Consider the following 6,608-nt stretch of genomic DNA (forward strand, 5'->3'; position numbering starts at 1 on the left):
GGCGGCCACCGAGGCCGCCACCTCCGGGTCGACCCGGGCGAAGCCGAGGTCCGGGCTGAACGCGACGCGCAGCCCGGCGAGGTCGTCCCCGCCCCGCTCGCCGAGCGCGAACGGGGCGGCGGGCGGCGGCAGGGACGACCAGTCCCGCGCGTCGGCGCCGCACACGGCGTCCAGCAGCAGTTCCGCGTCCGCGACGGTGTTGGTCATCGGCCCGGTGTGCGCGAGCGTCCCGAACGGGCTCGCCGGGTAGTGCGGGATGCGGCCGTACGTCGGCTTGATGGTGAAGGTCCCGGTGAACGCGGCGGGGATGCGCACCGAGCCGCCGCCGTCGGTGCCGAGCGCGAGCGGCGCCATGCCCGCCGCGACGGCCGCCGCCGCGCCGCCGCTGGACCCGCCGGGCGTGCGGGCGGGGTCCCACGGGTTGCGGGTGATCCCGGTGAGCGGGTTGTCGGTGACGCCCTTCCACGCGAACTCCGGCGTGGTCGTCTTGCCGACGAACACCGCGCCCTGCTCGCGCAGCCGCGCGACGGACGGGGCGTCCTCCGTCCACGGCCCGGCGGGGTCGATCGTCGTGGACCCGCGCAGCGTCGGCCAGCCGCGGGTGAGCAGCACGTCCTTGATCGATACGGGCACGCCGTCGAGCGTCCCGAGGGTCTCGCCGCGCCGCCACCGCTCGGCCGAGGCCCGCGCCGCCTCCAGCGTGGTGCCGGGGTCGAGCAGGCAGAACGCGTTGAGCCCGGGGTCGTCCCGGTCGATGCGCGCGAGGACGGCCTCGGCGGCCTCGACGGGCGACAGCTCCTTGGCCCGGTACGCCTCCAGCAGCTCGACGGCGGTCAGGTCTGCCGCGTCCGTCATGGCGGTTACCTCCTCTGCCCGGCGTACGGGCTCGGTGCGGCGTCCGCGTCCGGGCGCACGTAGCCCAGCCGCTTGTCGACGACGTTGCGCAGCTCGCGGCCGTGCGCGAACCGGTCGAGGTTGTCGGTGAACAGCCGGACCAGCTCGTCGCGCCAGCCGACGACGTCCCCCGACATGTGCGGGGACACGATCACCTCCGGCATGCCCCACAGCGGCGAGGACGGCGCGAGCGGCTCGTCCACGAACACGTCGAGCGCCGCGCCCGCGATGCGGCGGGCGCGCAGCGCCTCGACCAGGTCGTCCTCGGCGACCAGCGGCCCGCGCCCGACGTTGATCAGCCGCGCGGACGGCCGCATCCGGGCGAGCGCGGCGGCGTCGATCATGTTGCGGGTGGCGGGGGTGAGCGGCGCGGCGAGCACGACGTAGTCGGCGTCGGCGAGCGCGTCGTGCAGCCGCTCCATCGGGTGGACGACGCCGAAGTCGGGGTCGCCCTCGCGGGCGGTGCGGCCCGCGCCGGACACGCGCAGCCCGGCGGCGGCGAGCCGGCGGGCGATGGCGCGGCCGATCGGGCCGGTGCCGGCGACCAGCGCGCGGGCCCCGGTGATCCGCTCGGTCTCGCGGTGCCGCCAGCGCCGCTCGTCCTGCAGGCGGACGGTGGCGGGCAGGTCCTTGGCGAAGGCGAGCACCAGGCCGAGGACGTATTCGGCGATCGGCTCGTCGAACACCCCTCGCGAATTGGTGACGATGGTGTTGCCTTCCACCAGGCCGGGGAACAGCAGGCGGTCGACTCCGGCGCTCGCGATGTGCACCCAGCGGGGGCCGCCCTCGCGGGGCCACGCGGCCGCCAGCGCGTCCGACCAGAAGTCCCACATGAACAGCGCGTCGCAGCCGGGAAGAGCAGCCGCGAGCTGCGGTTTCCGCACGTAGACGACCTGCGCGAGGCGCTCGGCGGCCGCCATCCCGGGCGGCGGGACGTCGTCCTGGAGCACCACCACGCGGGGTGGTTCGCCGGACGCGTTCGGACCTGGCTCCATCGGCGGCCACTTTCGGTGTTCCGGAATTTACGGGAAGGCAACATGGCGGGGCATTGACACGCTAGGAACGCTTCGTAGGATTGTCAACAATCAGCGGGGATGGACCGCCAGGTGGCCGCGCTGATCGTGCTGCAAGACCGTCGCAACCGTATTGCCCAAGGCCAGGACGCGTCCCAGAGCGCTCTAACGCAAGAGTCCTTTCGGGTGGCGACGCTCTCGCCCACCCCTGTCCACGGGGAGGTCCGGCATGCCCAGGCTCATGACCATCTCACTGGAGAAGCGCGGCGTGTCCTGCGTCGCCGAACTCCTCGAGAAGGACGCGCCGCGCACCTGCGAGGCGGTATGGCGCGCCCTGCCGCTCGGCGGGGACGCGTACCACGCCAAGTACGCGCGCAACGAGGTCTACACGATGGTGGAGCGGTTCGCCGAGGAGGAGGTCGGGCTGGAGAACCCGACGGTGACCCCGATCCCCGGCGACGTCGTCTACTTCTCCTTCCCCGGCGGCATGCTCGACCGGGCGTTCAAGGAGGAGAAGAACATCCACGAGCTGCCCGGCGTCATCGACCTCGCGATCTTCTACGGCCGCAACAACCTGCTGCTGAACGGCGACGTCGGCTGGGTGCCCGGCAACGTGTACGCGACGATCGTCGACGGCCTCGACCGGATGGCCGAGGCGTGCAACGACGTCTGGCGGTCCGGCGCCGTCGGCGAGCGCCTGGTCTACCGCCGGCACGAGTCCTAGAGCGGTGGCCGCGCAGATGACATTCGACCCCACGCTGGTCGTCGGGCCCGAGCTGGTGGCGCAGCAGGGCATCGGCGTGGTCGCGCCGTTCGACTTCGCGCTCGACCGCGAGCTGTGGCGGTGGACGCCCGACGACGTGTCGCTGTTCATGACCCGGCTGCCGTACGTCCCGGTGCCGGTCACCGTCGAGATGGCCTCGGCGCTGTCGGACCACTCGATCGTCCGGCAGGCGACCCGGGACGTGCTCGCGCCGGAGCCGCTCGCGGTGGCCTACGCCTGCGCGTCCGGCAGCTTCATCCGCGGCAGGGCCGGCGAGCTGGCGCTGCACCGGACGATGGCCGCGGCGGGCGCGCCCGCGGTCGCCACCACGTCCGGCTCGCTGGTGGAGTCGCTGCGGCTGCTGAACGCGGGCCGGATCGCGGTGGTGACGCCCTACATCGACGCGGTCACCGAGCGGCTGGTCTCGTTCCTCGGCGAGTACGGCATCGAGGTGGTGTCGTCGGTCGGGATGGGGCTGCTCAGCCACATCTGGAAGGTCGGCTACGGCGAGATCGTCAGCGCGGTGTCGTCGGTGGACCGGCCGGAGGCCGAGGCGGTGTTCATCAGCTGCACCAACGTGCCGACCTACGACATCATCGCCCCGCTGGAGCAGATGATCGGCAAGCCGGTGCTCACCGCCAACCAGGTCACCATGTGCTCGGCGCTGCGCGCGATGGGCCGCTCGGCGGCCGGTCCCGGGCAGTGGCTGGTACAGCTCGGCAGCCAGACGGCCGCCTGACGTCCATGATCGGCGAAGGCATGATCGATGAAGGTAGGATTGTCGACAACATGCAGCACAACGGTCCCGCCGCGGGGTTCCTCTACCCGGGCTACAGCGCCGAGGACGACTACCCCGCGATCGAGCGCGCGCTGCGCGGTTCGGGAGCGGGCGACGTCAGCCTGCCGGTCGTGCACACGCTGATGCGCGAGGACGCCCACCGGGTGGACGCGCTGCTGGACATCGGCGGCGACGACGTGCTCGGCGAGGGCGCCCGCGCACTGCGCGCGATGGGCGTGCGGGCCGCCGTGTGGGCGTGCACGAGCGGCAGCTTCGTGTTCGGCTGGGACGGCGCCGCCGCGCAGGTCCGGGGCGTCCGCGAGGCCGCGGGGGTGCCCGCGTCCAGCACGTCGTTCGCGTTCGTGCACGCGGCCCGCGCGCTCGGCCTGCGGCGGGTCGCCGTGGCCGCGACCTATCCGGCCGACGTCGCCGAGCGGTTCGGCGCGTTCCTCGGCCACGCCGGCATCGAGGTGGTGGCGCTGTCCTGCCGGGGCATCATCACCGCCGCCGAGGTCGGCACCCTCGGCCGCGACGAGGTCCTGGAGTTCGTCGCGGCCAACGACCATCCCGACGCCGAGGCGGTGCTGGTGCCCGACACCGCGCTGCACACCGTGGCCTGGCTCGACGAGCTGGAGCGGCGGGTCGGCAAGCCGGTGCTCACCGCCAACCAGGTGAGCGTGTGGGAGGGGCTGCGGCTCGCCGCGGGCCCGGCCGGGCTCGCGCCGCGCGCCGGGTTCGGCCGGCTGTTCGCCGTCCCCGCCCCGGCGCCGGGAGCAGATCCCTGGCAGCTATGACGAAAGGGGCCCGCCGATGGGCCGGTTGGGTGAGCTGGAACCCGTCCCGCGCAGGTCGACGGTCGAGATCGTGTCCGACGAGCTGCGCTCGGCGATCATGTACGGGGCGCTGGAGCCGGGCGCGCAGCTCGGCGAGGCGGAGCTGGCGGCCCGGCTCGGCATCAGCCGCGGCCCGCTGCGCGAGGCGATGCAGCGCCTCGTCCAGGAGGGCCTGCTGGTCAGCGAGCCGCACCGCGGGCTCTTCGTGATCACCTTGGACGAGGGCGACGTCGAGGACGTCTACCTCACCCGGCTGGCGATCGAGCGGGCCGCCTGCGAGCTGATCATGCAGCGCAACCGGGGCGAGGCGGTCGCCCGGCTCACCGAGGCCCTGGAGGCGCTGATCGACGCGGCGCGCGAGCGGGACCGGGTCGCGATGAGCGACGCCGACCAGGCGTTCCACGAGGTGCTGGTCAGCTCGTCCGGCAGCCCGCGGCTGGAGCGGATGGCGCACACGCTGCTGGTGGAGACGCGGATGTGCCTGAACGCGCTGCAGGACACCTATCCCGAGCCGTCGGAACTGGTCGAGGAGCACCGGCGGCTGGTGGACGCGATCGGCGACGGCGAGGAGGAGCGGCTGCTCCAGCTGATCGAAGAGCACATGACCGACTCGATCCGGCGCCTGCGCTCCACGTAGGAGGGGTCCCCTGGACATCCGGTCCCGGGCGACCTAGCGTGCAGATTGTCGACAATCTACCGGAGGACGCGATGGCTCAGCTCTCACCCCTGCTCAAGCAGGCCACCCCCGTCCTGGCGGAGCGCGGCGAGGGGGTCTACCTCTACGACGCCGACGGCCGCCGCCACCTGGACTTCACCGCGGGCATCGGCGTCACCAACACCGGGCACTGCCATCCGCGCGTCGTCGAGGCGGCGCGCGAGCAGGTCGGCACGCTGATCCACGGCCAGTACACGACGGTCATGCACCGGCCGCTGCTGCGCCTGGTCGAGGCGCTCGGCGACGTCCTGCCGGACGGCCTGGACTCGCTGTTCTTCCTCAACAGCGGCAGCGAGGCCGTCGAGGCGTCCATCCGGCTCGCCCGGCACGCCACCGGGCGGCAGAACATCGTCGTCTTCCACGGCTCGTTCCACGGGCGGACGATGGGCGCCGCCGCCCTCACCACCGCGGGCACCAAGTTCCGCGCGGGCATCGGCCCGCTGATGCCGGGCGTCGCCGTCGCGCCGTTCCCGCAGGCCTACCGGTACGGGTGGGACGAGGACGAGGCGACCCGGTTCGCGCTGCGCGAGCTGGACTACGCGCTCGCCACGTCCAGCCCCGCGTCCGACACCGCCGCGTTCGTGGTCGAGCCGGTGCTCGGCGAGGGCGGCTACATCCCGGCGCCGCCCGCGTTCCTGGAGGGCCTGCGCGAGCGCGCCGACCGGCACGGGATCCTGCTCGTGGTGGACGAGGTGCAGACCGGGTACGGCCGGACGGGCCGGTTCTGGGGCCACCAGCACGCGGCGGTCGGTCCCGACGTGCTGATCACCGCGAAGGGCCTGGCCAGCGGGTTCCCGCTGTCGGCGATCGCGGCGCCGACCGCGCTGATGGAGAAGGCGTGGCCGGGGTCGCAGGGCGGCACCTACGGCGGCAACGCGGTCGCGTGCGCCGCCGCGCTCGCCACGCTGGAGGTGATCCGGGACGAGAACCTGGTGGAGAACGCGGCGGTGCTCGGCGCCCGGCTGAACGCGGGCCTGCGCGAGGTCGCGGCCGGCCATCCGGAGATCGGCGACGTGCGCGGCCTCGGGCTGATGCAGGCGTGCGAGTTCAGCACGCCGGACGGCGAGCCCGACACGGCCGCCGCCCAGCGCGCCCACGGCGCCGCCGCCGAGCAGGGGCTGCTGCTGCTCACCTGCGGCGCGTTCGGCAACGTCGTCCGGATGATCCCGCCGCTGGTGGTGGACGCGTCCCAGATCGACGACGCCCTCGCGCTGTGGGCCAAGGCGGTCGCCAACGCGGCCGGCTAGGGCGGGTCCTTCGGGCCGGTCCTGCGGTAGACGATCGTGAGGACCACCACCAGCACGACCAGGGCCACCAGCACGATCGCGCCCTTGAGCAGCCGGTCCAGCAGCAGCTCGGTGAGCAGCTCGCCGTCACCGGTCGCGACGATCATCGGTTCCCTCCGTCCGGCGGGTCTCGGCGCGGTCCAGGTAGTGCAGGGCGCCGCGGACGGCGAGCCGGCCGAGCCCGGACGGCCCGCCGCCCCGCGTCCCGCCGGACGCGCCGGGGCCCGAGTACCGGCCGCCGGGCGAGCCGCCGGGCGGGCGGGCGGCCGGGCGGGCGGCCCCCGCGCGGTCGGGGGGGGGGTGCTGGCGCCGGGGCTGGCCGCGGC

At 74.0% G+C, this 6,608-nt stretch carries 9 protein-coding genes; 5 read left to right on the top strand and 4 right to left on the bottom strand.

The window, feature by feature from the left end; all coding sequences use genetic code 11:
* On the bottom strand, positions 1 to 855 hold an 855-nt coding region (locus ABZ914_RS43740), incomplete at its 3' end, for an amidase family protein (RefSeq protein ID WP_500200646.1).
* 5 nt (positions 856 to 860) lie between these two features.
* On the bottom strand, positions 861 to 1,889 hold the full coding sequence (locus ABZ914_RS43745; protein WP_433151690.1) for a D-2-hydroxyacid dehydrogenase: 1,029 nt from the start codon (positions 1,887 to 1,889) through the stop codon (positions 861 to 863).
* Positions 1,890 to 2,148: 259 nt separating this feature from the next.
* Between ABZ914_RS43745 and ABZ914_RS43750 the strand changes: the two genes are divergently transcribed.
* The 5 genes from ABZ914_RS43750 (at position 2,149) to ABZ914_RS43770 (ending at position 6,243) form a co-directional block, all read left to right on the top strand.
* Positions 2,149 to 2,631: a DUF3830 family protein gene (locus ABZ914_RS43750; protein ID WP_206700200.1), complete on the top strand. Its 483-nt coding sequence runs from the start codon at positions 2,149 to 2,151 to the stop codon at positions 2,629 to 2,631.
* A gap of 16 nt (positions 2,632 to 2,647) precedes the next feature.
* On the top strand, positions 2,648 to 3,409 hold the full coding sequence (locus ABZ914_RS43755) for a maleate cis-trans isomerase family protein (RefSeq protein ID WP_190863648.1): 762 nt from the start codon (positions 2,648 to 2,650) through the stop codon (positions 3,407 to 3,409).
* Positions 3,410 to 3,459: 50 nt separating this feature from the next.
* Positions 3,460 to 4,242, top strand: a complete 783-nt coding sequence (locus tag ABZ914_RS43760; protein WP_500200647.1) for a maleate cis-trans isomerase family protein — start codon at positions 3,460 to 3,462, stop codon at positions 4,240 to 4,242.
* 16 nt (positions 4,243 to 4,258) lie between these two features.
* Complete coding sequence (locus tag ABZ914_RS43765) at positions 4,259 to 4,918, top strand: GntR family transcriptional regulator (RefSeq protein WP_190863643.1); 660 nt, start codon at positions 4,259 to 4,261, stop codon at positions 4,916 to 4,918.
* Positions 4,919 to 4,989: 71 nt separating this feature from the next.
* Positions 4,990 to 6,243 carry an aspartate aminotransferase family protein gene (locus tag ABZ914_RS43770; RefSeq protein ID WP_190863641.1) on the top strand — a complete coding sequence of 418 codons (1,254 nt, stop codon included), beginning with the start codon at positions 4,990 to 4,992 and terminating at the stop codon, positions 6,241 to 6,243.
* On the opposite strand, the gene ABZ914_RS43775 is transcribed toward ABZ914_RS43770, so the two are convergent.
* Positions 6,240 to 6,389: a hypothetical protein gene (locus ABZ914_RS43775; RefSeq protein WP_433248464.1), complete on the bottom strand. Its 150-nt coding sequence runs from the start codon at positions 6,387 to 6,389 to the stop codon at positions 6,240 to 6,242. The two genes, ABZ914_RS43770 and ABZ914_RS43775, sit on opposite strands and share 4 nt — an antisense overlap.
* Positions 6,370 to 6,608, bottom strand: a 239-nt coding sequence (locus ABZ914_RS43780) for a hypothetical protein (RefSeq protein WP_500200648.1), incomplete at its 5' end; no start/stop codon positions are given. The genes ABZ914_RS43780 and ABZ914_RS43775, both read right to left, overlap by 20 nt.

It is taken from the genome of Spirillospora sp. NPDC046719 (assembly GCF_040645715.1).
GTDB lineage: Bacteria > Actinomycetota > Actinomycetes > Streptosporangiales > Streptosporangiaceae > Spirillospora.